Origin of the sequence: Enterobacter cloacae subsp. cloacae ATCC 13047 (assembly GCF_000025565.1) — a bacterium.
Lineage (GTDB): Bacteria > Pseudomonadota > Gammaproteobacteria > Enterobacterales > Enterobacteriaceae > Enterobacter > Enterobacter cloacae.
Window position 1 is genome coordinate 2,317,638 of the sequence record NC_014121.1, and the last position, 26,331, is coordinate 2,343,968.

At 52.6% G+C, this 26,331-nt stretch carries 20 protein-coding genes and 4 pseudogenes; 14 read left to right on the forward strand and 10 right to left on the reverse strand.

What is annotated here, in order from left to right; all coding sequences use genetic code 11:
• Entirely contained in the window at window positions 1-1,530 is a 1,530-nt protein-coding gene (pntA, locus tag ECL_RS11110; protein ID WP_013096869.1) for a Re/Si-specific NAD(P)(+) transhydrogenase subunit alpha, read from the reverse strand.
• A 534-nt stretch (window positions 1,531-2,064) separates the two neighbouring features.
• Between pntA and ydgH the strand changes: the two genes are divergently transcribed.
• From ydgH to folM, 3 genes are all read left to right on the forward strand, one after another.
• Window positions 2,065-3,009: a DUF1471 family protein YdgH gene (gene ydgH / locus ECL_RS11115; protein ID WP_013096870.1), complete on the forward strand. Its 945-nt coding sequence runs from the start codon at window positions 2,065-2,067 to the stop codon at window positions 3,007-3,009.
• 185 nt (window positions 3,010-3,194) lie between these two features.
• Window positions 3,195-4,577, forward strand: coding sequence for an amino acid permease (locus ECL_RS11120; RefSeq protein WP_013096871.1), 1,383 nt, complete (start codon window positions 3,195-3,197; stop codon window positions 4,575-4,577).
• 39 nt (window positions 4,578-4,616) lie between these two features.
• Window positions 4,617-5,339, forward strand: a complete 723-nt coding sequence (gene folM / locus ECL_RS11125; protein ID WP_013096872.1) for a dihydromonapterin reductase — start codon at window positions 4,617-4,619, stop codon at window positions 5,337-5,339.
• On the opposite strand, the gene ECL_RS11130 is transcribed toward folM, so the two are convergent.
• A complete protein-coding gene (locus ECL_RS11130) occupies window positions 5,336-5,671 on the reverse strand; it encodes a GlpM family protein (protein ID WP_013096873.1) in 336 nt (111 codons plus the stop codon). The genes folM and ECL_RS11130 overlap by 4 nt on opposite strands.
• A gap of 128 nt (window positions 5,672-5,799) precedes the next feature.
• Here ECL_RS11130 and rstA point away from each other — a divergent pair, with 128 nt between their 5' ends.
• The 4 genes from rstA (at window position 5,800) to tus (ending at window position 9,435) form a co-directional block, all read left to right on the forward strand.
• Complete coding sequence (gene rstA / locus ECL_RS11135) at window positions 5,800-6,516, forward strand: two-component system response regulator RstA (protein WP_013096874.1); 717 nt, start codon at window positions 5,800-5,802, stop codon at window positions 6,514-6,516.
• 247 nt (window positions 6,517-6,763) lie between these two features.
• On the forward strand, window positions 6,764-7,024 hold the full coding sequence (locus tag ECL_RS11140; RefSeq protein WP_013096875.1) for a hypothetical protein: 261 nt from the start codon (window positions 6,764-6,766) through the stop codon (window positions 7,022-7,024).
• A 109-nt stretch (window positions 7,025-7,133) separates the two neighbouring features.
• Entirely contained in the window at window positions 7,134-8,432 is a 1,299-nt protein-coding gene (gene rstB, locus ECL_RS11145; RefSeq protein WP_013096876.1) for a two-component system sensor histidine kinase RstB, read from the forward strand.
• Between the two features lie 73 nt (window positions 8,433-8,505).
• Window positions 8,506-9,435, forward strand: coding sequence for a DNA replication terminus site-binding protein (gene tus / locus ECL_RS11150; RefSeq protein ID WP_013096877.1), 930 nt, complete (start codon window positions 8,506-8,508; stop codon window positions 9,433-9,435).
• On the opposite strand, the gene fumC is transcribed toward tus, so the two are convergent.
• Window positions 9,436-10,830: a class II fumarate hydratase gene (gene fumC / locus ECL_RS11155; RefSeq protein WP_013096878.1), complete on the reverse strand. Its 1,395-nt coding sequence runs from the start codon at window positions 10,828-10,830 to the stop codon at window positions 9,436-9,438.
• A gap of 137 nt (window positions 10,831-10,967) precedes the next feature.
• Window positions 10,968-12,614: a class I fumarate hydratase FumA gene (gene fumA / locus ECL_RS11160; RefSeq protein ID WP_013096879.1), complete on the reverse strand. Its 1,647-nt coding sequence runs from the start codon at window positions 12,612-12,614 to the stop codon at window positions 10,968-10,970.
• Between the two features lie 199 nt (window positions 12,615-12,813).
• On the opposite strand from fumA, the gene manA reads away from it, so the two are divergent.
• Complete coding sequence (gene manA / locus ECL_RS11165; protein WP_013096880.1) at window positions 12,814-13,989, forward strand: mannose-6-phosphate isomerase; 1,176 nt, start codon at window positions 12,814-12,816, stop codon at window positions 13,987-13,989.
• Window positions 13,990-14,087: 98 nt separating this feature from the next.
• Window positions 14,088-15,620, forward strand: coding sequence for a YdgA family protein (locus ECL_RS11170; protein WP_013096881.1), 1,533 nt, complete (start codon window positions 14,088-14,090; stop codon window positions 15,618-15,620).
• Window positions 15,621-15,706: 86 nt separating this feature from the next.
• Here ECL_RS11170 and ECL_RS11175 read toward each other — a convergent pair whose 3' ends face one another.
• Window positions 15,707-16,735 carry a Mal regulon transcriptional regulator MalI gene (locus tag ECL_RS11175; RefSeq protein WP_013096882.1) on the reverse strand — a complete coding sequence of 343 codons (1,029 nt, stop codon included), beginning with the start codon at window positions 16,733-16,735 and terminating at the stop codon, window positions 15,707-15,709.
• A gap of 178 nt (window positions 16,736-16,913) precedes the next feature.
• Between ECL_RS11175 and malX the strand changes: the two are divergent.
• A pseudogene (gene malX, locus ECL_RS11180) lies at window positions 16,914-18,044 on the forward strand (PTS maltose transporter subunit IICB); the annotation flags it as partial.
• An 85-nt stretch (window positions 18,045-18,129) separates the two neighbouring features.
• Entirely contained in the window at window positions 18,130-19,899 is a 1,770-nt protein-coding gene (locus ECL_RS11185; protein ID WP_013096884.1) for a recombinase family protein, read from the forward strand.
• Window positions 19,900-20,018: 119 nt separating this feature from the next.
• On the opposite strand, the gene ECL_RS11190 is transcribed toward ECL_RS11185, so the two are convergent.
• Window positions 20,019-21,187, reverse strand: a protein-coding gene (locus tag ECL_RS11190) for an IS3-like element ISEc52 family transposase (protein WP_085929673.1) whose coding sequence is annotated in 2 segments (ribosomal slippage) — window positions 20,019-20,938 and window positions 20,938-21,187 — 1,170 coding nt in all. Because the reading frame shifts where the segments join, the coding sequence is not laid out codon by codon here.
• 523 nt (window positions 21,188-21,710) lie between these two features.
• Here ECL_RS11190 and ECL_RS11195 point away from each other — a divergent pair.
• From ECL_RS11195 to ECL_RS11205, 3 genes are read left to right on the forward strand one after another with little or no spacing between them, the layout of a single operon-like run.
• The gene (locus ECL_RS11195) at window positions 21,711-22,472 is read left to right on the forward strand and encodes a lysozyme inhibitor LprI family protein (RefSeq protein WP_176682066.1); all 762 of its coding nucleotides are present in this window, start codon (window positions 21,711-21,713) and stop codon (window positions 22,470-22,472) included.
• Complete coding sequence (locus ECL_RS11200; RefSeq protein WP_023280004.1) at window positions 22,462-22,830, forward strand: hypothetical protein; 369 nt, start codon at window positions 22,462-22,464, stop codon at window positions 22,828-22,830. The genes ECL_RS11195 and ECL_RS11200 overlap by 11 nt, the downstream gene beginning before the upstream one ends.
• Window positions 22,814-23,410 (forward strand): hypothetical protein, encoded by a 597-nt coding sequence (locus tag ECL_RS11205; RefSeq protein ID WP_016537359.1) that lies wholly within the window; start codon window positions 22,814-22,816, stop codon window positions 23,408-23,410. The genes ECL_RS11200 and ECL_RS11205 overlap by 17 nt, the downstream gene beginning before the upstream one ends.
• Window positions 23,411-23,567: 157 nt before the next feature.
• On the opposite strand, the gene ECL_RS11210 is transcribed toward ECL_RS11205, so the two are convergent.
• From ECL_RS11210 to ECL_RS27740, 4 genes and pseudogenes are all read right to left on the reverse strand, one after another.
• Complete coding sequence (locus ECL_RS11210; protein ID WP_000549951.1) at window positions 23,568-24,257, reverse strand: VIT1/CCC1 transporter family protein; 690 nt, start codon at window positions 24,255-24,257, stop codon at window positions 23,568-23,570.
• 134 nt (window positions 24,258-24,391) lie between these two features.
• A pseudogene (locus ECL_RS11215) lies at window positions 24,392-24,811 on the reverse strand (cytochrome b/b6 domain-containing protein); the annotation flags it as partial.
• 38 nt (window positions 24,812-24,849) lie between these two features.
• Window positions 24,850-26,058: pseudogene (locus ECL_RS11220) on the reverse strand (IS3 family transposase).
• Window positions 26,059-26,139: 81 nt separating this feature from the next.
• Window positions 26,140-26,325 (reverse strand): annotated as a pseudogene (locus ECL_RS27740) (cytochrome b/b6 domain-containing protein); the annotation flags it as partial.
• Between the last annotated feature and the right edge of the window lie 6 nt (window positions 26,326-26,331).

Consider the following 26,331-nt stretch of genomic DNA (forward strand, 5'->3'; position numbering starts at 1 on the left):
TTAGCCTTTACGAAACATTTTCAGCATGCGCTGAGTCACGGTGAAGCCACCGAAAATATTGATACTGGCAATCAGCACCGCGATAAAGCTCAGGAAGCTAATCCAGCCGCCGTGACCAATCTGCAGTAACGCCCCGACCACGATGATCCCGGAGATGGCGTTAGTGACCGACATCAATGGCGTGTGTAGTGCATGGGAGACATTCCAGACCACGTAGTAACCCACCACGCAGGAGAGCGCGAAGACGGTAAAGTGGCCGAGGAACTCTTTTGGCGCGACATCGGCCAGCCAGCCAAACAGAATAATCGCCAGCGCCATGAGCGCATATTTACGCCACGGAGACGCCGGTTTAGCAGGCTCTGTGGGTTCTGGCGCCGCTTTCGGTGCAGCCTGAGGCTGGGCGGAAACCTGAATTGGTGGCGCAGGCCAGGTGATTTCGCCTTCACGCACCACGGTCACGCCGCGCACAACCACATCGTCAAAATCAACGGTGATGTTGCCATCTTTCTCTTTGCAGAGCAGTTTCAGCAGGTTAACGAGGTTAGTACCGTACAGCTGGGACGACTGCGTGGGCAGACGGCCAGGCAGATCCGTATAACCAATCACCTTCACGCCGTTGGCGGTCGTGGATACCTGGTTCGGCACGGTATATTCACAGTTGCCGCCGTTTTGCGCGGCCAGGTCGACAATCACGCTGCCCGGCTTCATGGTGTCCACCATCTCACGGGTGATCAGCTTCGGTGCTGGTTTACCCGGGATCAGCGCGGTGGTGACAATAATGTCCACCTCTTTTGCCTGCGCGGCAAAGAGTTCCATTTCCGCTTTGATAAAAGCTTCGGACATCACCTTCGCATAACCATCACCGCTGCCCGCTTCTTCCTTGAAGTCCAGCTCAAGGAACTCGGCGCCCATACTCTGCACCTGCTCCTTCACTTCCGGGCGGGTGTCAAACGCGCGGACGATAGCGCCCAGGCTGTTTGCCGCACCGATAGCCGCCAGGCCTGCCACACCGGCACCAATCACCATCACTTTTGCCGGAGGCACTTTGCCTGCCGCCGTGATCTGACCGGTGAAGAAACGGCCGAATTCGTGGGCGGCTTCGACGATTGCACGGTAACCGGCGATGTTCGCCATTGAACTCAGGGCATCCAGAGACTGCGCGCGCGAAATACGCGGCACGGAGTCCATCGCCATTACCGTCACGCCACGTGCCGCCAGCTTCTCCATCAGCTCTGGGTTTTGGGCAGGCCAGATAAAACTCACCAGCGTGGTGCCCGGGTTCAGCAGCTCAATCTCGCTCTCTTGCGGCGCATTCACCTTCAGAATAACGGGTGATTGCCAGACTTCAGCACCGTCCACCACGTCCGCACCAGCCTGAATAAAGGCCTCGTCCTCGAAACTCGCCAGTTTGCCCGCGCCGCTTTCAATGGCGACGGTAAAACCCAGTTTAAGCAGTTGCTCCACCGTTTTTGGTGTCGCCGCTACGCGGGTTTCATTGGCAAACCGTTCTTTTGGTACCCCAATACGCATAGTTTTCCCTTCCATCGGTTTTTGATGATGGTTTATCGATAAATGCCCGCAGTTGCATCAAATTTCGCCATCCTTAGAGCGGCGGCAAATGAGTAACCCCGGAAAATAAAACAGTAACAAACTTTCTATAACCTACTGAAAATAGCGCCTGCGATCTACCGCCTGAAAACACTATTTCTTACATTATCTGTGAAAAATAAGCGAACGGCCTCGCTGACAGAGATATTTACCTTAAATTCATCCTCAGAACCGATAAATCGCGCAAGCGAAGCGGTAAAAACATGATATAGCGCCATATGAGATCAACTTATTAACATTAAATTAACTTGTAAAAGTCATATGCTTTATCACTTTTGCTTGTCAAACGCCTGTTTTTTCAACATATCACTAAATGTTATCGAATCAGATCCTTCGGTGAGCACAGGCTGTGAAAAATGGCGCAGACAGCAACAGGTTTTAAATGCCATAATCGGGACCGTCTCAAATTAACAACAATACCAGTACATGGTTTGCGCAAGGCGAAGGATTATTTTTATGAAGCTTAAGAACACACTCCTGGCGTCCGCACTTCTTTCCGCGACCGCCCTGTCTGCGAATGCCGCGACAGAGTTAACGCCGGAGCAAGCGGCAGCGTTAAAACCTTTTGACCATACGGTCATTGTGGGTCGTTACAACTCTATTGGCGATGCCGTCACCGCTGCATCAAAAGCCGCTGATAAAAACGGCGCAGCGTCGTTTTACGTGCTTGACCAGTCCGATCAAGGCAATAGCGGCAACCAGCGCGTGACCATTGCGCTGTACAAAGAGAATGCGCCAAAAGCTGACGCGCCGAAAAACCGCGTGATCAACGGCGTCGTTGAACTGCCTAAAGATCAGGCGATTGAGCTGGAACCGTATGACACCGTTACCGTTCAGGGCTTCTACCGCAGCCAGCCAGAAGTGAACGATGCCATCACCAAAGCCGCGAAACAGAAAGGGGCTTACTCGTTCTACATCGTGCGTCAGGTAGATGCTAACCAGGGTGGCAACCAGCGTATTACCGCGTTCATCTATAAAGAAGATGCGAAAAAACGCGTTCTGCAAAGCCCGGATGCCATCCCTGCTGATTCAGAAGCCGGTCGCGCAGCGTTAGCGAAAGGCGGCGAAGAAGCGAAAAAAGTCGAAATTCCAGGCGTAGCAACCTCCGCAGCGCCAAGCGCTGAAGTGGGCCGTTTCTTTGAGACGCAATCCACGAAAGGTGGCCGTTACTCCGTTACCCTGCCAGACGGCACCAAAGTTGAAGAGCTGAACAACGCCACGGCTGCGCAGATGGTGCCGTTCGATAGCATCAAGTTTACCGGCAACTATGGCAACGGTACGGAAGTCTCTTATCAGGTCGCGAAGCGTGCGGCGAAGAAAGGGGCGAAGTACTACCACATCACCCGCCAGTGGCAGGAACGTGGTAACAACATGACCATCAGCGCCGATCTGTACAAGTAACAAAACCCTTCATTAAAGGCGGCTCAGTGCCGCCTTTTTTTGTTACTTTTTTTGAATTTCTGCTACACATCATTGCATGCGTTCGTGACACTCCGTAAAATCCCGCGCCTTAGTGTGATCCACCATTTTTATGCGCCTGTGCGAAATAATTATTCTGGATTTGGACCTTTCATAACAGGAAGCCAATGGAAAAGAAACTTGGCCTGAGTGCTTTAACTGCACTCGTTTTAAGCTCAATGCTGGGTGCGGGGGTATTCAGTTTACCGCAGAATATGGCGGCCGTCGCAAGCCCTGCCGCGCTACTGATTGGCTGGGGGATTACCGGCGTTGGCATTTTGCTGCTGGCCTTCGCCATGCTGCTGCTGACCCGTATTCGTCCCGATCTCGATGGCGGTATTTTCACCTACGCGCGGGCCGGTTTTGGGGAACTGATTGGCTTCTGTTCCGCGTGGGGTTACTGGCTGTGTGCGGTGATCGCTAACGTCTCCTATCTGGTTATTGTCTTCTCGGCGCTCAGTTTCTTTACCGATACGCCCGAGCTGCGTCTCTTTGGTGACGGCAACACCTGGCAGTCGATTGTCGGGGCGTCGGTGCTGCTGTGGGTCGTACACTGGCTCATTTTGCGCGGCGTCCAGACAGCGGCAAGCATTAACCTGGTGGCGACGCTGGCCAAACTGGTTCCGCTCGGGCTGTTTATCGTGCTGGCGTTTATGGCATTCCGTCTGGATGTATTTAAACTCGATTTCACTGGCCTTGCGCTGGGCGTCCCCGTCTGGGAGCAGGTGAAAAACACCATGCTGATCACCCTGTGGGTTTTCATTGGTGTTGAAGGTGCGGTGGTGGTCTCTGCCCGCGCGCGCAATAAGCGCGACGTCGGACGCGCCACGCTGCTGGCGGTGCTGGCGGCCCTCGGTGTCTATCTGCTGGTGACGCTGCTGTCGCTGGGTGTGGTGGCTCGTCCTGAACTGGCCGAAATGCGTAACCCATCCATGGCCGGTCTGATGGTCAAAATGCTCGGTAGCTGGGGCGATGTGGTCATTGCCGCGGGGCTGATTATCTCCGTCTGCGGGGCTTATCTGAGCTGGACCATCATGGCGGCAGAAGTGCCTTTCCTGGCTGCCACGCACAAAGCGTTTCCGCGTCTGTTTGCCCGGCAGAATAAAAACAGTGCGCCGTCAGCGTCACTCTGGCTGACGAATATCAGCGTTCAGGTCTGCCTGGTGCTGATCTGGCTCACAGGTTCGGACTATAACACCCTGCTGACCATCGCCTCGGAGATGATTCTGGTACCCTATTTCTTAGTGGGTGCGTATCTGTTAAAAATCGCCACCCGCCCGGCGCATTATGCGGTAGGGATCGGCGCCTGTATTTACGGTTTGTGGTTGTTGTATGCTTCCGGGCCTATGCATCTGCTGCTGTCGGTGGTGTTGTATGCGCCGGGCCTGCTGGTGTTTATCTATGCCCGCCGTACTCATCAGCTGGAGAACGCGCTTAAACGCCGTGAAATGGCCCTCATCGGGCTGTTACTGGTTGCTGCCGTACCGGCAACCTGGATGTTAATGGGATAACCCTGCGTTTCCCATTGTTGAACTGAAAAGGAGAATACGATGGGAACTGCGCAGCATCGCCCAATACTGATCACCGGCGGAGGCCGTCGTATCGGCCTCGCCCTCGCCCATCACTTTCTCAACCTTCGCCACCCGGTCATTGTCAGTTACCGCACGGAATACCCCTCGATAGACGGGCTACGAAAAGCGGGGGCAACCTGTATACAGGCTGATTTCTCCACCGACGATGGCATTCTTGCCTTTGCGGATAAGGTCAAATCAACGACCCACGGTCTGCGGGCGATTATCCATAACGCCAGCGCATGGCTTGCAGAAAAACCCGGTACGTCGCTCAGCGAAACGCTCGCCTGTATGCTGCAGATCCACGTCAATGCCCCCTATTTGCTTAACCATGCCCTGCAGGATCTGCTGCGCGGCCACGGCCATGCCGCGGGTGACATTATTCATTTCACCGATTATGTGGTGGAGCGCGGGAGCGACAAACACATCGCTTATGCGGCGAGTAAAGCCGCACTGGATAACATGACGCGTTCATTTGCCCGTAAGCTGGCACCAGAGGTCAAGGTGAACGCCATCGCCCCGGCGATGATTTTATTCAACGAGGGCGATGATGCCGAGTATCGTCAGCAGGCGCTGAATAAATCCCTGATGAAAATCGCCCCTGGCGAGAAAGAGGTGATCGACCTTATCGATTATCTGCTCACCAGCTGTTACGTCACCGGCAGAACCTTTGCCGTGGACGGCGGGCGACCGCTGCGCTAGTGATAGCGGCTCCAGAAGAAAATCAGCACCCAGGCGCTGAGCCCCCAGCAGACCACCGCCCCGCCCAGCGCCAGGGGAAGCCGCAGAAAGCCCGTGAAATACCACAAGGACAACAGGTAGAGAAAGTAAGGGATGATTGACCACATGCCAAACACAATGGTGGTGCGCAGCGCCTCAGTGCCGCGTTCCGAGGCGACAATGTAGTGTGCAATGAGCGCAAACGTCGGGAAGAGCGGAATCAGCCCGGCAATGTAGTAATTTTTGGTTTTTGCCAGTACGCCAATCAATAACACCACCAGCGCGCCCAGCGCGGCTTTTATCGCCAGCCCCATGCTTTTTCCTATAACAATCAAGTAACAATAACAGCCAGAATAACGGAACTGACGTTAATTTTGAAAGATTAATGGAAGGTTAAGGTTACGCGGAGTATGTTGGCATTTTTCGCGATAACAGACGTTGTATGAATAAGATTGTTTATGTAGAAGATGAGCCCGAAGTGGGGCAATTGATCGCCGCTTATCTGGGTAAACATGATATGGACGTTATTGTTGAGCCACGTGGCGATCGCGCCGAAGAGGTCGTGGTGCGTGAAAACCCGGATCTGGTGCTGCTGGATATCATGTTGCCCGGCAAAGACGGGATGACGCTGTGCCGCGACCTGCGCGCTCAGTGGGATGGCCCTATCGTGCTGCTGACCTCACTGGACAGCGACATGAACCATATTCTGTCGCTGGAGATGGGGGCCAATGACTACATTCTTAAAACCACGCCGCCTGCCGTTCTGCTCGCCCGTCTGCGCCTGCATTTGCGCCAGCATGCCAGCAGTGAACGCGAGGTGCCGGCGCAGTCCCTGATGCCGCATAAAGCGATGCGGTTTGGCACGTTATCCATCGATCCGGTTAACCGCCAGGTCCTGCTCTCCGGTGAGCTTATCGCGCTCTCTACCGCCGATTTTGACCTGCTCTGGGAGCTGGCCACCCATGCGGGGCAAATTATGGACCGTGACGCGTTGCTGAAAAACCTGCGCGGCGTAAGTTACGATGGAATGGATCGCAGTGTTGACGTGGCTATTTCGCGACTGCGTAAGAAACTGCAGGACAACGCCACCGAGCCGTACCGCATCAAAACCGTGCGTAACAAGGGTTATCTGTTCGCCCCGCACGCCTGGGAAACCTGATCGCGTTAGCAAAATAGCATAGCCTGCGCGAAATGAAGGCATTACATGACAATGCCCTTTCTTTCGCGCGTTAATTTGCCCGTTGGCGCAACAATTAACTTGCTAAGCCAGCGAACTCATCCATAATTACTTTTCCTGCATTCCTTCTTGAGCTCGCACCGGGCCCGCCACATAAACGTTTTTATCGCGACGCTTTCGCTACCTCTCTCCCATAAAATCTTGAAATGAGGATTTAAGCCTATGACATATGTATAGCTACCATGACGTAGAAGCCATCAAAACCAATCTTGAATGGATTGTTAATCAGGCAACGCTTAACCAAGCCTCCCCCACGCGTGCCGACCAAAAAGCCCTCTTTGATCTTCTGGAACTGATTCAGTCTTACGAAATATTGTTGGATTTAATTAACGAATTCGGAAGCGCCGTGATTGATGCGGAGAACGCGGAAGGCCTGAGCGTGACAGAAAAACTCATCGCCAAAATCAAAAGAAGTACTCACGCCATGTAACAAACCTCGGCACGGCTCAGATAATACGTTTGTCGTGCATGATGGTGGTGAAAACACCGGAAGGTTTTTCATGTATATTCTGCATGTATCGTTTTTTCGGTGAGATTTAATGAAAAAGCTTTTTGTGCAGTTTTATCTTTTGCTGTTTGTCTGCTTCCTGGTGATGACCATGCTGGTCGGGCTGGTCTATAAGTTCACTGCCGAACGAGCGGGCAGGCAGTCGCTGGACGATCTGATGAAAAGCTCTCTTTATCTGATGCGCAGCGAACTGCGTGAAATTCCGCCACATGACTGGGCAAGAACCTTAAAAGAGCTGGATTTGAACCTGTCGTTCGATCTGCGCATTGAACCGCTGAAGGATTTCGATTTAGATCCGCCTGCCATGCAGCGCCTGCGTGACGGGGATATCGTGGCACTGGATGAGAAATACACGTTTATCCAGCGCATTCCGCGCAGTCATTATGTGCTGGCCGTAGGGCCGGTGCCTTATCTCTATTATCTGCACCAGATGCGCCTGCTGGATATGGCCCTGATGGCCTTTATCGCCATTTCACTCGCCTTCCCGGTCTTTATCTGGATGCGCCCACACTGGCAGGACATGCTCAAACTGGAATCCGCCGCACAGCGCTTTGGCGAGGGGCATCTTACCGAGCGTATTCACTTTGACAGCGGGTCCAGCTTTGAACGTCTGGGGGTGGCATTTAACCAGATGGCCGATAACATCAACGCCCTGATTGCCAGTAAAAAACAACTGATCGACGGGATTGCTCATGAGCTGCGCACGCCGCTGGTGCGTCTGCGCTATCGGCTGGAGATGAGCGAAAACCTTACGGCGGCAGAGTCTCAGGCGTTAAACCGCGACATCGGCCAGCTTGAAGCGCTCATTGAGGAGCTGCTCACCTATGCTCGTCTTGACCGTCCACAAAATGAACTGCACCTCAGTACCCCGGATCTGCCGACGTGGATCCAAACCCATATTGATGACGTCCAGAGCGTCAATCCGCAACGCACCCTGTTAACGCGCGTCACGCCGGGTGATTACGGCGCGCTGGACATGCGCCTGATGGAACGCGTGCTGGATAATCTGATGAACAACGCCATGCGCTACAGCGAGAGCACGCTGCGGATTGGCCTGGACTTGCAGGACAATCAGGCCCGTCTGACGGTGGAAGACGATGGCCCCGGCATCGCCCCGGATGCGCGTGAAACCGTGTTCGAGCCGTTTGTGCGTCTCGACCCGAGCCGCGACCGTGCGACGGGAGGGTGTGGTCTGGGGCTGGCGATTGTCCACTCTATCGCGCAGGCGATGGGCGGCACGGTGCAGTGCGGGGAGAGTGAACTCGGCGGCGCATGCTTCTGCTTTAGCTGGCCGGTGTACCATAACATCGCCCTTCCCGTTCCTGCCTGACCTTAACCGCACGCTGGCCTGACCCGGCGTGCTGTGCTATACCATGAGTATGTTGTAACTAATGGGGATTCACATGGCGACATACGATCTTATCGAAAGGCTGAACAGCACCTTTCGGGAGATGGAGCATGAGCTGTTAACGCTGACCGAGCGCCTGCAGGCCTGCCGCCTGTTGGCTGCGCGGGTCTTTACCCTGCCGGAGGTGGCAAAAGGCGCAGAGCACGATCCGCTGCAAACCATCGACGTCAAACAGCATATCGGCCAATCCGCGCGGGATCTGGCGCTACAGCACTATCGTCGCCTGTTTATTCAGCAGCAGTCAGAAAACCGCAGCAGCAAGGCGGCCGTTCGCCTGCCGGGGGTGATCTGTCTGCAAACGGACGCCGAAACCCGTGAGGCGCTGGAAACCCAGATTACGCACATCAATACCCTGAAAGCGGCATTTGAAAAGATCATTACCGAAGAGTCAGGCCTGGCGCCAGCCGCCCGCTTTGAGTGGGTGCACCGCCAGCTTCCGGGTTTAATCACCCTGAATGCCTACCGTACGCTGACGGTACTGCGTCAGCCCGCCACGCTGCGCTTCGGCTGGGCCAACAAGCACATTATCAAAAACTTTACCCGGGATGAGATCCTGGCCCAGCTGGAAAAGAGCCTGAAAGCGCCGCGCACCGTGGCTCCGTGGTCGCGCGAGCAGTGGATTGAGCGCCTGGAGCAGGAGTATCACAGCATCGCGTCATTGCCCGTTGAAACGCGCCTTAAGATTAAACGCCCGGTGAAGGTGCAGCCTATCGCCCGCGTCTGGTATTCAGGCCAGCAAAAGCAAATCCAGTACGCCTGCCCAACGCCGTTGATTGCGCTCTATGATGCCGATCAGGGCGCTGTGGTACCGGACATTGGCGAACTGCTGAATTACGATGCGGAAAACGTTCAGCATCGCTATAAACCTCAGGCGCAGCCGCTGCAGCTGATTATTCCCCGGCTGCACCTGTATGTGGCGACGTGACTATTTCAGGCTGCCGACCATCGCTTCAGGGCGGACCCAGGCATCAAACTCGTCTTCCGTGAGGTAGCCAAGCGCCAGCGCAGAGGCTTTCAGCGTCAGCCCCTCTTTATGCGCCTTTTTGGCGATCTCAGCGGCTTTGTCGTAGCCGATATGGGTATTGAGGGCGGTCACCAGCATCAGCGACTCATTGAGCAACTGACTGATTCGCTCGCGGTTCGGCTCAATGCCGGAGGCGCAATGCGCGTTGAAACTCTCCATGCCGTCCGCCAGCAGACGTACAGACTGAAGCACATTGTGGATAACCATCGGACGATAGACGTTCAGCTCGAAATTGCCTGACGCACCGCCCATATTGACGGCCACGTCATTTCCCAGCACCTGACAGCAGAGCATAGTCATGGCTTCACACTGCGTCGGGTTCACTTTGCCCGGCATAATGGAGCTACCCGGTTCATTTTCCGGGATGCTGATTTCACCAATGCCGCAGCGCGGGCCAGAGGCCAGCCAGCGCACATCGTTGGCGATTTTCATCAGTGATGCCGCCAGCCCTTTCAGCGCACCATGGGTGTGAACCAGCGCGTCGCAGGTTGCCAGCGCCTCAAACTTATTGGGCGCGGTAACAAACGGTTGCCCGGTAATCGCGGCCAGCTCTTCCGCCACGCGCACCGCGTACTCCGGATGGGTATTTAACCCCGTCCCCACCGCCGTGCCGCCCAGCGCCAGCTCAGAGAGATGCGGCAGGCTGTACTCAATGTGTTTGAGATTGTGTTCCAGCATCGCCACCCAGCCGGATATCTCCTGTCCAAGGGTCAGCGGCGTGGCATCCTGCAGGTGGGTACGCCCGATTTTGACGATATCACTGAAGGCCTGGGCTTTCTCGTTAAGGGTGCTTTTAAGCACATTTAGCTGCGGGATCAGCTGTTCACGGATGGCAATCACCGCCGCCACGTGCATTGCCGTCGGGAAGACATCGTTGGAGCTCTGGCTCTTGTTAACGTCATCGTTCGGGTGAACCTTACGCTCCATACCGCGCACGCCGCCCAGCAACTCGCTTGCACGGTTGGCCAGCACTTCATTCATGTTCATGTTGCTCTGCGTGCCAGAGCCGGTCTGCCAGATGGCCAGGGGGAATTCGTCGGGATGCTTGCCCGCCAGCACTTCGTCGGCGGCACTGATGATGGCGTTGGCTTTGTCAGCCGCCAGCAGGCCCAGATCCAGATTCACTTTGGCGGCGGCACGTTTGGTTAGCGCCAGCGCCTGAATCAGCGAAACGGGCATTTTCTCTGTCGAGATACGGAAATGTTCCAGCGAGCGCTGGGTTTGCGCCCCCCAGAGTTTGTCGGCCGGAACGTCGATCGCGCCCATCGAATCTTTCTCACGGCGATGCGTTGTCATTACTTTCTCCTTGATAATTAAAGATGGGATTGCTCACATGCTTAAGAGATAAGTATTGATGACTTCTGAGAAACGTTATGGCGCTTTGTGCGCTCTTTTTGGTGTCGGGTGGCGTAGCCGCCACCCGGCTTTTTAGCTTACTTCACACATGCCGAACACTGAGAGGACTGGATCTGCTTGAAGAAGTCATTGCCTTTGTCATCCACCAGGATAAACGCCGGGAAATCTTCCACTTCAATTTTCCAGATCGCTTCCATACCCAGTTCCGGGTATTCCACGCACTCCAGGCTCTTGATGCTGCCCTGCGCCAGTACGGCCGCCGGACCACCGATACTGCCCAGGTAGAACCCACCGTGCTTGTGGCACGCGTCCGTCACCTGCTGGCTGCGGTTGCCTTTCGCCAGCATGATCATGCTGCCGCCGTTGGCCTGGAGCTGGTCTACATAGGAGTCCATGCGGCCTGCGGTGGTTGGGCCTAATGAGCCGGAGGCATAACCCTCTGGCGTTTTCGCCGGGCCCGCGTAGTAGATCGGATGATCTTTGATGTACTGCGGCAACCCTTCGCCGTTGTCCAGGCGCTCTTTCAGCTTCGCATGGGCGATGTCGCGGCCGACGATGATCGTGCCGTTCAGGGAGAGACGCGTCGAGACCGGGTACTGAGACAGCTGCGCCAGAATCTCTTTCATCGGACGGTTCAGATCAACGCGAACCGCTTCACCTTCACCGGCTTTACGCAGCGCTTCCGGAATGTATTTACCCGGATTGTTCTCCAGTTTTTCGATCCACACGCCTTCACGGTTGATCTTCGCTTTGATATTACGATCCGCCGAGCATGAGACGCCCATACCCACCGGGCAGGATGCGCCGTGGCGCGGCAGACGGATCACACGCACGTCGTGAGCAAAGTATTTACCGCCGAACTGTGCGCCGAGCCCCAGATTACGCGCTTCTTCCAGCAGCTCCTGCTCAAGCTGAACATCACGGAACGCCTGGCCGTGTTCGTTCCCTTCGGTTGGCAGGCCGTCGTAGTATTTGGTCGATGCCAGCTTCACGGTTTTCAGCGTCGCTTCCGCCGACGTGCCGCCAATGACAAAGGCGATATGGTATGGCGGGCAGGCTGCAGTCCCCAGAGTACGCATTTTTTCCACCAGGTAGTTCTTCAGCTTGCCCGGTGTGAGCAGCGCTTTCGTTTCCTGGTAGAGGTAGGTTTTATTGGCTGAACCGCCGCCTTTCGCGATGCAAAGGAATTTGTACTCATCGCCGTCCACGCTGTAGAGGTCAATTTGCGCAGGCAGGTTGGTGCCGGTGTTGACCTCTTTATACATATCCAGCGCCGCGTTTTGCGAGTAGCGCAGGTTGTCTTCGGTGTAAGTGTTGTAGACACCGTGCGCCAGCGCGGCTTCATCGCCGCCTCCGGTCCAGACACGCTGGCCTTTTTTACCCACGATGATGGCCGTACCGGTGTCCTGGCAGGTCGGCAGAATGCCTTTTGCCGCGATATCGGAGTTACGCAGGAACTGCAGCGCGACATACTTATCGTTTTCGCTGGCCTCCGGGTCGCTGAGAATATCGGCCACCTGCTGCTGATGCGCAGGACGGAGCATAAACGAGGCGTCGTGGAAGGCGTGCTGCGCCAGCAAGGTCAGCGCCTGCGGATCGACCTTGAGGATCTCCTGCCCTTCAAACTCAGAGACAGAGACGTGATCGCGGGTTAACAGGTAATATTCGGTCTGATCCTTACCGAGCGGGAAAGGATCCTGGTAATGAAAGGGTTTGTTCGACATTGTTCTCTCACTTACTGCGTCGGTCTGATTATTCAGGGCAGATGTTCCGCTGCCCGGCTTAAAAGCGAGTCAGCTTATCCTACACAATTTTTTAACAAAAACTGAGACTAGTACGACTTTTTACATCCGCAGGTTACTTCCAGGTGGTTTATTGCTTTAATACCCGGAGTTTATTCCACATTTGAATCAGGGCTTGATAATGCAAAAACTCATCAACTCAGTGCAAAACTACGCCTGGGGAAGTAAAACTGCGTTAACGGAACTCTACGGTATCGCGAACCCGGACAACCTGCCGATGGCAGAACTGTGGATGGGTGCCCACCCGAAGAGCAGCTCAAAAGTTGAAGATGCCAGCGGCCAGGTGCGCGCGCTGCGCGACGTAATTGATGCCGATAAAGCCACGCTGCTGGGTAACAGCGTGGCCAACCGTTTTGGCGAGCTGCCGTTCCTGTTTAAGGTGCTGTGTGCCGATCAACCTCTCTCCATCCAGGTTCACCCGAACAAGAAAGCCTCTGAAATTGGCTTTGCAAAAGAGAATGCGGCCGGTATCCCGTTAGATGCCGCCGAGCGTAACTATAAAGATCCGAACCACAAGCCGGAGCTGGTCTTTGCGCTGACCCCTTTCCTGGCGATGAACGCGTTTCGCGAGTTCTCCGAGATCATCTCTCTGCTGCAGCCGGTCGCAGGAGCGCATAACGCTATCGCACATTTCCTGGCAAATCCGAACGCGGAAAGCCTGAGCCAGCTGTTCGCCAGCCTGCTCAACATGCAGGGCGACGAGAAATCCCACGCCCTGGCGGTGCTGAAAGCGGCGCTGGACGGCCAGCAGGGCGAACCATGGGACACCATCCGTCTGATTTCTGCGTTTTACCCGGACGACAGCGGCCTGTTCTCCCCGCTGCTGCTGAACGTGGTGAAGCTAAACCCGGGCGAAGCCATGTTCCTGTTCGCAGAAACGCCGCATGCCTATCTGCAGGGTGTGGCGCTGGAGGTAATGGCCAACTCCGACAACGTGCTGCGCGCGGGTCTGACGCCGAAATATATCGACATCCCTGAACTGGTGGCTAACGTGAAGTTTGTGGCAAAACCTGCTGCCGAGCTGCTTACTCAGCCCGTCAAAAATGGCGCAGAGCTGGACTTCCCTATTCCGGTTGACGATTTTGCTTTCTCCCTGCACGACCTCAGCCAGACCGAAACGACCATCGCGCAGGAGAGCGCGGCGATCCTGTTCTGCGTTGAGGGTGAAGCGACACTGCATAAAGGCGAACAGCGTCTGGTGCTTAAGCCGGGTGAGTCAGCATTCGTTGCTGCTAATGAGTCCCCGGTCAGCGTGAGCGGTACCGGTCGCCTGGCGCGCGTATTTAATAAGCTTTAGACAATACTGAATTTTTTAACAACTCTTGCTAAGCTAGTGGCAGGCTTTATATCTCCGGGCGGTTTCTACCGCCTGGTTTCATTTTAGGGATAGTCGCAATGAAAAAATCGGTCGTAGCGGTAGGCGTGATTGTAGCGTTAGGCGTAGTCTGGACGGGAGCATCCTGGTTTACCGGGAAGCAGCTGGAGAGCCGTCTGGCTGAGATGGTGGCACAGGCTAACAGCCAAATTAAGCGTGGCGCACCGGAAGCGGGTGTAGAGCTGAGCTATCAGAATTATGAGCGCGGGGTATTCACCAGCCATATGCAGCTTGTGGTGAAGCCCGTTGCCGGAAATGAAAATGGCTGGCTGAAGCCGGGCCAGACGGTGGTGCTGGATGAGGTGGTAAGTCACGGTCCGTTCCCGCTGGCGCAGCTGAAGTCCTTTAACCTGATCCCATCAATGGCGTCCGTTCACACCGTGCTGGTGAATAACGACTTAACTAAGCCGCTGTTCGATCTGGCAAAAAATGAATCTCCTTTCGCGGTTGATACCCGCATCAGCTATGCCGGTGACACCCGCTCGAATATCGCGCTGAAGGCGCTGAACTACGAGAAAGAGAACGAGAAAGTCACCTTCAGCGGTGGCAACTTCACCGTAGATGCTGACCGCGAAGGGAACGTGCTTTCCCTGACAGGGGAAGCGCAAAGCGGTCTGGTCAACGCCGTTAACGAATACGATCAGAAGGTACAGATTACCTTCAACAATTTGAAAGCAGACGGCAACAGCCGCATGACCGACTTCAAAGAGCGTATCGGCGATCAGAAACTCTCGATTGATAAGATTGCCATTGCGATTGAAGGTAAAGAGATGGCCGTGCTGGAAGGCATGGACGTTGATGGTAAATCGGATGTCTCCAAAGACGGTAAGAGCATCAATACTCAGCTGGATTACACCCTGAAGAGCCTGAAAGTGCAGAATCAGGACCTGGGTACCGGCAAGCTTTCGCTGAAGATCGGCAATATTGACGGTCAGGCGTGGCATGAATTCAGCCAGAAATACAGCAAAGAGAGCCAGGCGCTGCTGACCGATGCCGCGCTGCAGCAGAACCCGGAAGTGTATCAGCAGCAGGCGATGGCCGTGCTGTTCAACAACCTGCCTATTCTGCTCAAAGGTGAACCGGTGATCACCGTCGCTCCGCTGAGCTGGAAAAACAGCAAAGGCGAAACCAGCTTTAACCTGTCTCTGTTCCTGAAAGATCCGGCAACCGCAACGGGCGAACCGCAAACGCTGGCGCAGGAAGTGGATCGCAGCGTGAAGTCTCTGGACAGCAAGCTGACGATCCCAATGGATATGGCAACCGAGTTTATGACTCAGATTGCGAAGCTTGAAGGGTACGGCGATGACGATGCCGGCAAGCTGGCAAACCAGCAGGTGAAAGGCCTGGCGGCGATGGGCCAGATGTTCCGCATCACAAAGGTGGACGACAACACGATTTCCACCAGCCTGCAGTATGCCAACGGCCAGGTGACGCTCAACGGTGACAAAATGCCGCTGGAGGACTTTGTCGGCATGTTTGGTATGCCTGCCCTGGGCATGCCGGAACCGGCTGAACCAGCAGCGCCAGCCGAACCTGCGGCGCCGCAGCAGTAAACGACAAAACCCCTCGCATGAGGGGTTTTTTATTGCCGGGGGGCGGCGATGCCTTATCTGGCCTACGCTCCGCAACGTGCTCTGGATTATTTCACCGTTACCAAACGCGCCGCCACAATCTGGTGCCCGGCCTGCACGTCTGTTTTTTCGATGCGCTGCATGATCCTGTCCGCCAGCGTGTAGCCCATCTCCCGTGCGGGCGTGGTGGCCCAGACGATGGGCAGATCGTCCAGCGCATTTTCGCCAACGTCGGCAAATGCCCCTAACGCCACCTGATGGCCGAAGAAGGTTTCAACGCTCCCCTCACCGCTCTGACGCCCGGCGCGGATCAGACCAAACCAGGCCCCCATCGCAATCACATCGTTGTAGCAAATCACGGCGCTTATCGTCGGGCTGCTGCTTAACAGCGCACCGATAGCTTCTGCGGCTTTTTTCTGACTGGATTCACACTCTACCACCCACTCGCTGTGGAACGGTAAACCGTATTTAATCAGCGTCGCGCAATAACCGCCCACCCGTTCGGCGCGGGTCAGCGACGAGCTTTTTCCGCCGAGCCAGGCAATCCGCTGATGTCCGCGACGAATAAGATGCTCGGTCAACATTTGAGCCGCCTGCATGTTGTCTGGCCGCAGGGTATCGGCTTCATCCAGATAACTGGCGCGCGACGCAAAGACCAGCGGCACCCCTTTAGCGGCCGCGCGCTCGCATAATTCACTGCTCACGCCCGATGCTCCGGCAACAATCACACCGTCAACGCCCTGGGTGAGCAGCATGTCGAGCCGGGAAAGAAGCTGGTCCGGCTCGCGTCCACCGTGGAGCAGAAACACCATTCGTCCCTGCGCCTCCAGCGCTTCGGTTAACCCGGCGGTCAGTTCGGCGTAAAAGGGTGAAGTCAGGTCACGCACGATCAGGCCAATCACGCCGCTTTGTCCCCCGCGCAGGGCCGACGCCTGACGGTTACGCACAAAACCCAGTTGTTCAACGGCGTCGTTAACCCGCTGACCGGTCGCGGGAGAGATGCGCCCTTTTCCACTCAGGACCAGTGAAACGGTGCTGACGGAAACCCCCGCCGCCAGCGCGACATCGTTGATGGTGATCTTTTTCGCTACAGCCATGTGTTGGCGTGACTCCCTGATAATGAGATCGGTAAAACGTTTTATCAATACGTTATCTTTATACTACCAGTGAAAGGCTGAGAATGTGATTCAGCGCGCACTAAACTTTGATAAAACGTTTTATCTTCTCGCAGCATTGAAGCAGACAAACTGATTTTAACAATAAAGGAGTCGTTTTATGACGGCGAAAACAGCACAAAAAATATCGCTGTGGGAATTTTTCCAGCAACTGGGTAAAACCTTTATGCTGCCCGTGGCGCTTCTCTCGTTCTGCGGGATCATGCTCGGGATCGGCAGCTCGCTCAGCAGTAAGGACGTCATTACGCTGATCCCGTTCCTCGGTACCCCTGTGCTGCAGGCGATCTTTATCTGGATGAGTAAGGTCGGCTCCTTTGCCTTCAGCTTCCTGCCCGTGATGTTCTGTATCGCCATCCCGCTGGGCCTGGCGCGTGAGAATAAAGGCGTGGCGGCGTTCGCCGGTTTTGTGGGCTACGCGGTGATGAACCTTGCGGTGAACTTCTGGCTGACCGCCAAAGGCATCCTGCCCACTACCGATGCTGCGGTGCTGAAAGCCAACAACATTCAGAGCGTGATTGGTATTCAGTCCATCGACACTGGGATCCTCGGCGCGGTGATCGCGGGGGTCATTATCTGGATGCTGCATGAGCGCTTCCACAATATCCGCCTCCCCGATGCCCTGGCATTCTTCGGCGGCACCCGCTTCGTGCCAATTATTACTCTCGTGGTCATGGGGCTGTTTGGTCTGGTCATCCCGCTGATCTGGCCGGTCTTTGCTCTTGGTATCAACGGTATTGGCCGTATCATTAACGGCGCGGGCGATTTCGGACCGATGATCTTCGGTACCGGCGAACGTCTGCTGCTGCCGTTTGGCCTGCAACATATCCTGGTGGCACTGATTCGCTTCACCGAAGCAGGCGGCACCATGGAAGTGTGCGGTCATGATGTAAGCGGTGCGCTGACCATCTTCCAGGCGCAGCTGAGCTGCCCAACCACTCATGGCTTCTCTGAGAGTGCGACCCGCTTCCTGTCACAGGGTAAAATGCCGGCCTTCCTCGGCGGTCTGCCAGGCGCGGCGCTGGCGATGTACCACTGCGCCCGACCTGAAAATCGTCACAAAATTAAAGGGCTGTTGATTTCCGGGGTAATCGCCTGCGTTGTAGGCGGTACGACTGAGCCTATCGAATTCCTGTTCCTGTTTGTCGCGCCGGTGCTGTATTTCATCCACGCGGTGCTGACCGGTCTGGGCTTTACCGTGATGGCGGTGCTGGGCGTCACCATCGGTAACACTAAAGTAAAATACACCTCATTAAGAATTGAGGCGTAAAAACAGCTATACCTGTCGCCCCAATGGATTACCAAGGAGGTGATGACCAATGTCTGCACATGTTACAATCTTAAGAAATACAGTACTTCCAGTGAAATTCAATACCATGAATCGTCCACGCTTATATTCATATATCCGTTACTCCAGCGAACGACAAGGTAAAGGTAGTTCGATTGAGCGTCAGAAGAGCTACATTGCTGAAATGGCAAAACAGATTGCTACTGAGTACGATCTGGAGATTTTCGAGGAATACCAAGATTTAGGGGTATCCGCGTACAAGGGTAAAAACGTTCAGGAAGGAGCTTTATCGGATTTCATAGACCAAGTTGAATCCGGTTTGATCCCAAAGGGGTCTTTCCTCTTGATTGAATCCCTTGATCGCTTCTCACGCCAGAACGCCATGCAAGCGGTTAACCTTTTCACCAGCTTATTACTTAATGGCATCACGGTAATTACCGGGATTGATAAACAGGTTTACAGACAGACTGAAGTAAACACCGAGACATTGCAGCAACTGATGTTTAGCGTGATGTTGTTCAGCCGTGCAAACGAAGAAAGTTCAACCAAATCACACCGCACCATTGCAAGTGCTCTGTCCAAGATCAGACGTCACCAGGAACGGAAACCAGGTGATCCTGTAGTCGCAATTAAAGAGTTAGGCTCGGATAAATGGTGGACAGATTCAAGTACTGGATATGTCAATCCGCATCCAGTCCTGTTCCCCATAGCAAAAAAAATTATCCAGTTAAAACAAGACGGTTGGTCAAATCGGATGATCCTTCAACATCTGAAAAACAACTACGATGGACCGGTTATTGGCAACAAAAAATCAAAAGGTATATGGAATATGCAGCATTGTTCCAGAATCCTTGAACCTGCCATTTATGGACGAAAAGTAATCACTGTAAACAATGCAGAATACGTTCTGGATGATTATTACCCTGCGATCATCAGCAAAGATGAATATGAAGCGTTAAAGCTCCAAGTTGGAAACAAAGGATTTGCCCCGAATCGCGAGAGTAATCCAGAAATACCATTACTTTCCGGTATTGGTATTTTGCACTGTGCGCACTGCTCATGTTACATGGTTAAGGCTAAATCAACCCTTAAAAACCATCCACATGCTTACCGTTACCAATGTGCATCCAGAGATTTACATCAAGATTGTAATAAGTGGGGATTCAGGGCAAGCACCCTTGAAAGGACGATTTTACAACTAATAGCCGATAGAATATTCTTACAGACGAAATATCAACCATCTGGTTTAGAAGGGAAAATAGCGGACATACAATCGCAAATTGAGAACTATGTATTGGCTATAGGTTCAGCTAAAAGCCCTGAGATCATTAATAGCCTCACTTCGCAAATTGATCAACTAGAACAAGAAAAACAAAGTCTGATAGTGGAAAAAAGACTATACGATGAATCAATCGTGCAAATGAACACTGAAGGTTGGGACAAGTTCAGGAAGTTTGACATTGATGACGCACTTAACCCTTTACGCACAAAAATAAGAGCAAACATTAAGACCGTTATTATGCGCGTAGATTGCTCCAGAATAGATAAGAAACACAACTTGTTTACCATCACATACCGCGATCAGCATAAACAGCGTATCGTTATCGAAAACAACTCAGGCTGGAAGAAGGGTAAGATTTATGTTGAAGCGCAGACTATCAACGATATTCAAATTCTTGAATCTGAAGGTTTGATACTGCATGACCATATTGACATATTGATCAACCGAGACAAGTTCATGACGGAAGCGAAAAAACGACTAGATCATCCCCGAACACTGATCGATGAACTGACGGAATAAAGGTAAGTGTTAGTGCCATTGTAAAATTGCCCCACAGAAATGTTAGCGTAATCCATCGCTATATAGCCATGAATCGCTCTGTATCTTGTCAGAGCGATTAAAGCAGACTTCTGAAGTGGTCAACAAAAACTGGCCACCGCGTTAGAGTTTTTCCAGTATCGGTTTTCTGATTCGTTTGGCGGTAACCCACCATTATATTCGTGCGGTCTTAGTGCGCTGTAATATCCAACGATATAGTCCGTTATTGCGTGAGCTGCATCGCTGAAGCTTACATAGCCCGTCGCCGGCACCCATTCGTTCTTCAGACTCCTGAAGAAGCGCTCCATTGGGCTGTTATCCCAGCAGTTTCCACGCCGACTCATACTCTGCCTGATCCGGTATCGCCACAGTAACTGCCGGAACTGCCTGCTCGTATAATGGCTGCCTTGATCGCTGTGGAACATCACCCCGACGGGCTTACCACGGGTTTCCCATGCCATTTCCAGTGCTTTCATGGTGAGCCTGCTGTCCGGCGAGAACGACATGGCCCAGCCCACTGGTTTTCTTGCGAACAGGTCGAGAACAACGGCGAGGTACGCCCAGCGCTTACCCGTCCAGATATAGGTCACATCACCGCACCACACCTGATTTGGTTCCGTTACGGCGAACTGTCGCTCAAGATGATTCGGGATAGCAACGTGCTCATGACCGCCACGCTTATACCGGTGAGTCGGCTGCTGGCAACTGACCAGCCCCAGCTCTTTCATGAGTCTGCCAGCAAGCCAGCGCCCCATCTGGTAACCTCTCTGGGTTGCCATTGTGGCGATGCTTCTTGCTCCGGCAGAGCCGTGGCTGATGCCATGCAGTTCAAGTACCTGACTGCGTAATACAGCCCGTCTGCCGTCTGGCTTTTCAGGACGGTTTTTCCAGTATTTGTAGCTGCTGCGATGAACCCCGAACACATGGCAGAGAGTGGCCACAGGATAACGCGCCCTGAGTTTCCCGATTATCGAGAACTGTTCAGGGAGTCTGACATCAAGAGCGCGGTAGCCTTTTTTAATATTTCATTTTCCATTTCAATACGTTGTAGCTTTTTCCTGAGCTCACGGATTTCAATTTGTTCCGGGGTAATGGGGGAGGCTTTTGGTGTTTTGCCCTGCCGTTCATCACGTAATTGTTTCACCCATCGCGTCATTGTGGAAAGGCCGACATCCATAGCGCTGGCTGCATCTGCCACGGTGTAGTTCTGGTCAACGACCAGTTGAGCGGATTCGCGTTTAAACTCTGCGCTGAAATTTCTTTTTTTCATTATGACACCTGTGTTGTTCTGAGGTGAGCATATCACCTCTGTTCAGGTGGCCAAATTCAGTAAACCACTTCACTTCAGGCATCGTTCAATATAAAACCCCCGTAAAACTTGATACAGAGCGTTGTAGAGCAAGGGTTCAAAATTACATCGTATTCATTCTGTCTACGAACTGTACTTATTGCACCGCTCCTTATCGAAACACCTCTATGGTTGCCGGAAACCCCGCACAAAGTAGATTGTTATGTCTTTCAATCGCAGTATTCAAGACTAACCGCTGCCCGCCGCCCGACGTTAACACCAAGCATATGAACCATTTTAAAACCCTTTAAAAACAATACCCTTCGCATCTTCCCCCTCTTCTCCCCATGTTAATCGATCGTTTTTACAGATCAATTATACGATATTGATAGATTTCATAGATCAATGTAAGATCATGATTCTTCGGTTAGTGTTTCTCGTAAACAAGACTCACGGAATGAATACTCTGTCCACGATGGAGTGCGAAAGAAAGAAGGTATCCAGAATGACAATTCTTATTAAAACGTTAAAAATCATGGCGTCAGGTGTTGTTTTCGTTTCAGGTTTAACCACCGCCTCCAGTACCGTGTATTTCTTGCCAGAGGCAAAATCAGTGGGTGTCGCCAGCAGCGACAAAAACGCACTGATGTTTCTCGGGATGGACAGGGATGTAAATCTGAAGGGAATATGCTTCGCGATGACAAAGCAATCATCATCAATCGTTCCGCTGGTAGATATCACTGCTACAACTGATAACGGCAGATTCACGATGCACGGGTTACGCCCTAATGTCAGTGATTCTAAAGAAGTCGCTTGTTCCTTCGGGTCCGAAGCTGGTGATTTCTTGACTGCCATTTCGAAGTCAACAACCGTTAACGTGAAGCTGGACTTCAATGGCGAGATCCGCAATTACAGTTTCGACACTACAGAGTTCGGAAAGGTATTGACTGCGAATGGGCAAGCCGTGGGGGAAAAAGCAGCTAAAGACTACGCTCAGGGAGTACGTGCACCCGTTTTCTATAGCAGCGGTAGCGAAGCTCCCAAAAACAATGCAGTAACCTCAAACGTCGATACACACAGTTATAAAGCAAGCGATGAGAAACTTAATTCGGTCTGGAAAAGCCTTAGCCCTGAAACCCGAAAACGATTGCTTCCTTCTCAAAGAGAATGGATAAAGCACAAATCCGGCTGCAATAATGAACAGAAATGTCTTACCGACATGACGAACAATCGCATTCGTGAACTGGAGTCTGAATATGGAAAATAATGCACTGACTTTGGTTTTAAAAAACGATTGGGTAGCATCGTCTTCTGGTAATACCTATACCGGAAAATACACAGTTGGACGGTTTCACCTGACAGATGCGTTCATCGTTGTGTATATGAAGCTGATACATGGAATTGAAATACCCGATTTATGGGTCAGTAGCAGTTTCACTAACATACCAGATACCGATACCCGTAGGGTTATGTATATGGAAGGCTGTGATATGTTATCGAAAGATACAATGAACGAAATCCGTAATGCAGTGAAGTCCCCGCCTGACAAGCTGAAAATATATCGTAATGGAGAGCGTATTGTTAAGATAGAAGTTATGGAAGAACGAAATGAAATCACCCTATGAACGTTATATTAAAATAGCAGTCATAACCGTCGCAATAGCCTACGGCATCAATCTCCTTTACGGGCTGACGCCCCCCCCATATCAGCCTAAAACCCCCGAAGTGAAGGCCAAGGTAAATGCTGATACCGTAACTCAGCAACAACCTGAGCAACCATCCAAACCATCGATAATCGATATACTTCCGCGAATGTATACAACAGGGGAAGTTTATGCGCGGTTTGAACAACATGAATTCAGGGCAACAAATGACTTCAAAAAATGTCAGTTAATGGTAACAGGAAAAATAACTGGTATCGGTACTGTTACTTTCAGAAAAAATCCTGTAGTAACATTGGGTATTCCCGGTTCAGATGAAGGCCTGAAGTTCATATTTGAAGATACGAATTACAATAACGATAAAGTTGCTGCATTGAATATTGGGGATCTGATTATAATCGCCGGGAAGAATGCACGACCTGGAACCTTTGGTGGTATCTTTCTTGATGACTCGAAGATAATGACTGATATGATTTCAAAGAAGAAACGACAAATTTTGGTTGTCAATGGTGGCGTTTACGACCGGGAAATTTGCCAGAAGTAGCGTTGTCCTTGCCCTTGAAATGGAGGGGGAGAATCCCCTCCATCACCCCTTCAACAGGTATTGGCGCAAGCAGGAATCGAGTTTGAAGGGAGCTGCATTGCAAATTGTTTTGCGAAGCATCGCCAGTAAGATGGTACTCGAATTGTGCTTCATAACATTAAAGCAGGGCCTGCCCTGCAAAATGACCAATCCCCATAGACAAAAGCATAGCCATGGTACTCCAGAACGTAATTCTTATGATCGCCCTGACAGGAGAGGCTTTACTCAAAACCGAAGATATATAGCCAAGGACCGCCAGTGAAAAAAGGGTGGAAAGGATTATCAACAAAAAAGCCAGTTTCAGAGGGGAGAGCCATGCCACGATTAAGGGTAACACCGCACCAGCGGAAAAACTCAGGGCAGAAAAGACAGCTGCCTGTAGGGGCTGTGCAGAATTTATATCCGTCAACCCCAGTTCTTCACGGGCATGAGCATCCAGGGCATCTTTGACCATAAGTTGCTCCGCAACCTGCCGGGCAAGCTCTGGCTCCAGTCCACGTTGCATATAAAGTGAAGTCAGTTCCCGCACCTCTCCCTGATAATCAGTTTCCAGCTCCCTTTTTTCCTGGGCAAGTGCTGCGTTTTCGGTATCCGCCTGAGATGAGACGGAAACATATTCCCCTGTGGCCATTGACATAGCTCCGGCAACCAGTCCTGCAACACCTGCAAGTAAAACACCGGAAGGACTGCTATTTGCAGATGCAACCCCAAGAACAAGGCTCGCTGTCGAAACAATTCCGTCATTTGCCCCCAGTACAGCTGCCCTCAGCCATCCCACTTTTTCGATACTATGTCGTTCAAGATGCATATATTTTTTCCTTCAAATACGCATACTCATCGGAATTACGGATAAATAGAAAATGCATTGACGGATAAATGCGCGGTTATAGTCTGTTTTAGCCAACCATTACAGGGCATCTTATCCATCATAAACCTACAGCACTATTCGGTAACGGGATTTTTCCTTTGGCTACGAACGGTGAGGAAGATATGCAGCAACCCCATCGCACCATGTGCCCAGAAATAGGTTTCAATAAATACAGTCAGAAACTTATGCACATGCAGGACGGTTTCTGTCAGCACAGGTGACGTGCCAAGAGCAGTATTGAGAGCAAACCAGAATCCACCACATAATGCAACGCCCAATAGTGCAAGTACACCAAGCCCCTGAACCAGAGCAGCAATCCCACCAGCATGAGCTTCAGGAAGACGGAATGATATCAGCATTTTGATATCTTCAACCACACCTCGAAAATCAAGGACCACCCAGGCAAAATAGTAACGAAATCCTCGTTGTGTCAGCATCCATGCAAGCATGACAAACCCAAGGACAATCAGTGATAACCCAGTGATAACATGGAACTGATCTTGACCCGCCATTTCCGGACAGCTTTTGTATCTTAAGTTAACGATGCCCGCTGCCGCCGGTATTCTCTCGGAGAGTGATATCCCAGCGCACTATGCGGGTGATTTTCATTGTAATGCGTGAACGCCGCTGCAAGGTTTCGCAGGGCTGTTCTCACATCCGGTTTCGGCATGAACGCGATATAGTCTTCCTTCATCGTCTTCACGAACCGTTCGGCCATGCCATTGCTCTGCGGGCTGCTCACCGCTGTTGTACATGGCTCCAGATTCAGCTCTTTGGCGAACCTCCGCGTTTCATGCGCGGTATATGCTGAACCGTTGTCCGTCAGCCACTGCACCGCTGTGTCGGGCAGCCTGTCGCCGAAGCGCTTTTCCACCGACCTCAGCATCACATCCTGCACGGTCGAACTGTCATAGCCTCCCGTGCTTGCTGCCCAGTCTATGGCCTCACGGTCGCAGCAGTCCAGCGCGAACGTTACCCGCAGTTTTTCGCCGTTGTCGCAGCCGAACTCGAAGCCATCTGAACACCAGCGCATATCGCTTTCTGCCACCGCTATCTTGCCCTTATGTTCACGCTTCGGTCGCTCTGGTTTGTGATGCAACAACAACAGGTTATGCTCGCTCATTATCCTGTAAAGCCGTTTGGCATTCACAGGTGGCTGTCCCTCTGTGCGACGTTGCTTGCGCAGGATGCCCCACACGCGTCGATAACCATAACTCGGCATATCGCTGATAATGTTGAGGATAGCCGACAGTATTTCTGCGTCTGCTTCTTCATTACGCCGGTTACAGCGCCTGTCCTGCCAGTCGGCAGAACGGTTAATCCGCAGTGACAGTTGCGCACGCGACACGCCCCATGGTCCGGCTGACCATGGCTATTCCCCGTCCTTTGGCAACAAGGGCGCGTGCGCTATCCATTTTCGCGACTGACCGTACTCCACGGCTTCTTTCAGGATCTCAACTTCCATCGTCTTCTTGCCCAGAAGGCGCTGAAGCTCCCGGACCTGCTTCAGAGCAGCAGTAAGCTCAGAAGCAGGAACGACTTCCTCTCCAGCCGCAACGGCGGTGAGGCTGCCTTCCTGATATTGCTTCTTCCACTTAAACAGCAGGCTGGGCTGGATACCATGCAGGCGGGCGACATGGGAGACATTCATACCCGGCTCCATCGTCTGCTGGATAATGGCGATCTTCTCCTGAGGAGTTTTACGTTTACGGACTTCTTGCCCTAACAGGATCCCGGTCATCTCAAAATTGGTGTTAGTGTTAGACATATATTCAAGCCTATCTCTTATCTGGAGATACAGCTACTGTCTGGTGTTTCAGGGGGCTACATCAGTGATAACATGGAACCATGTTACGAACCCAGTGAGAGTATAGTCACTAAGCGCATCGCTTTCGGTAAGGTTTGAATTAATAATCTGCAATAAAATCAATACAGCTACGATGATATGCAGCACACGTAGAAATGGTGTGTTTTTGTGAGGAAGAGCATTACGTAAATTTTCGTTCATAATTTA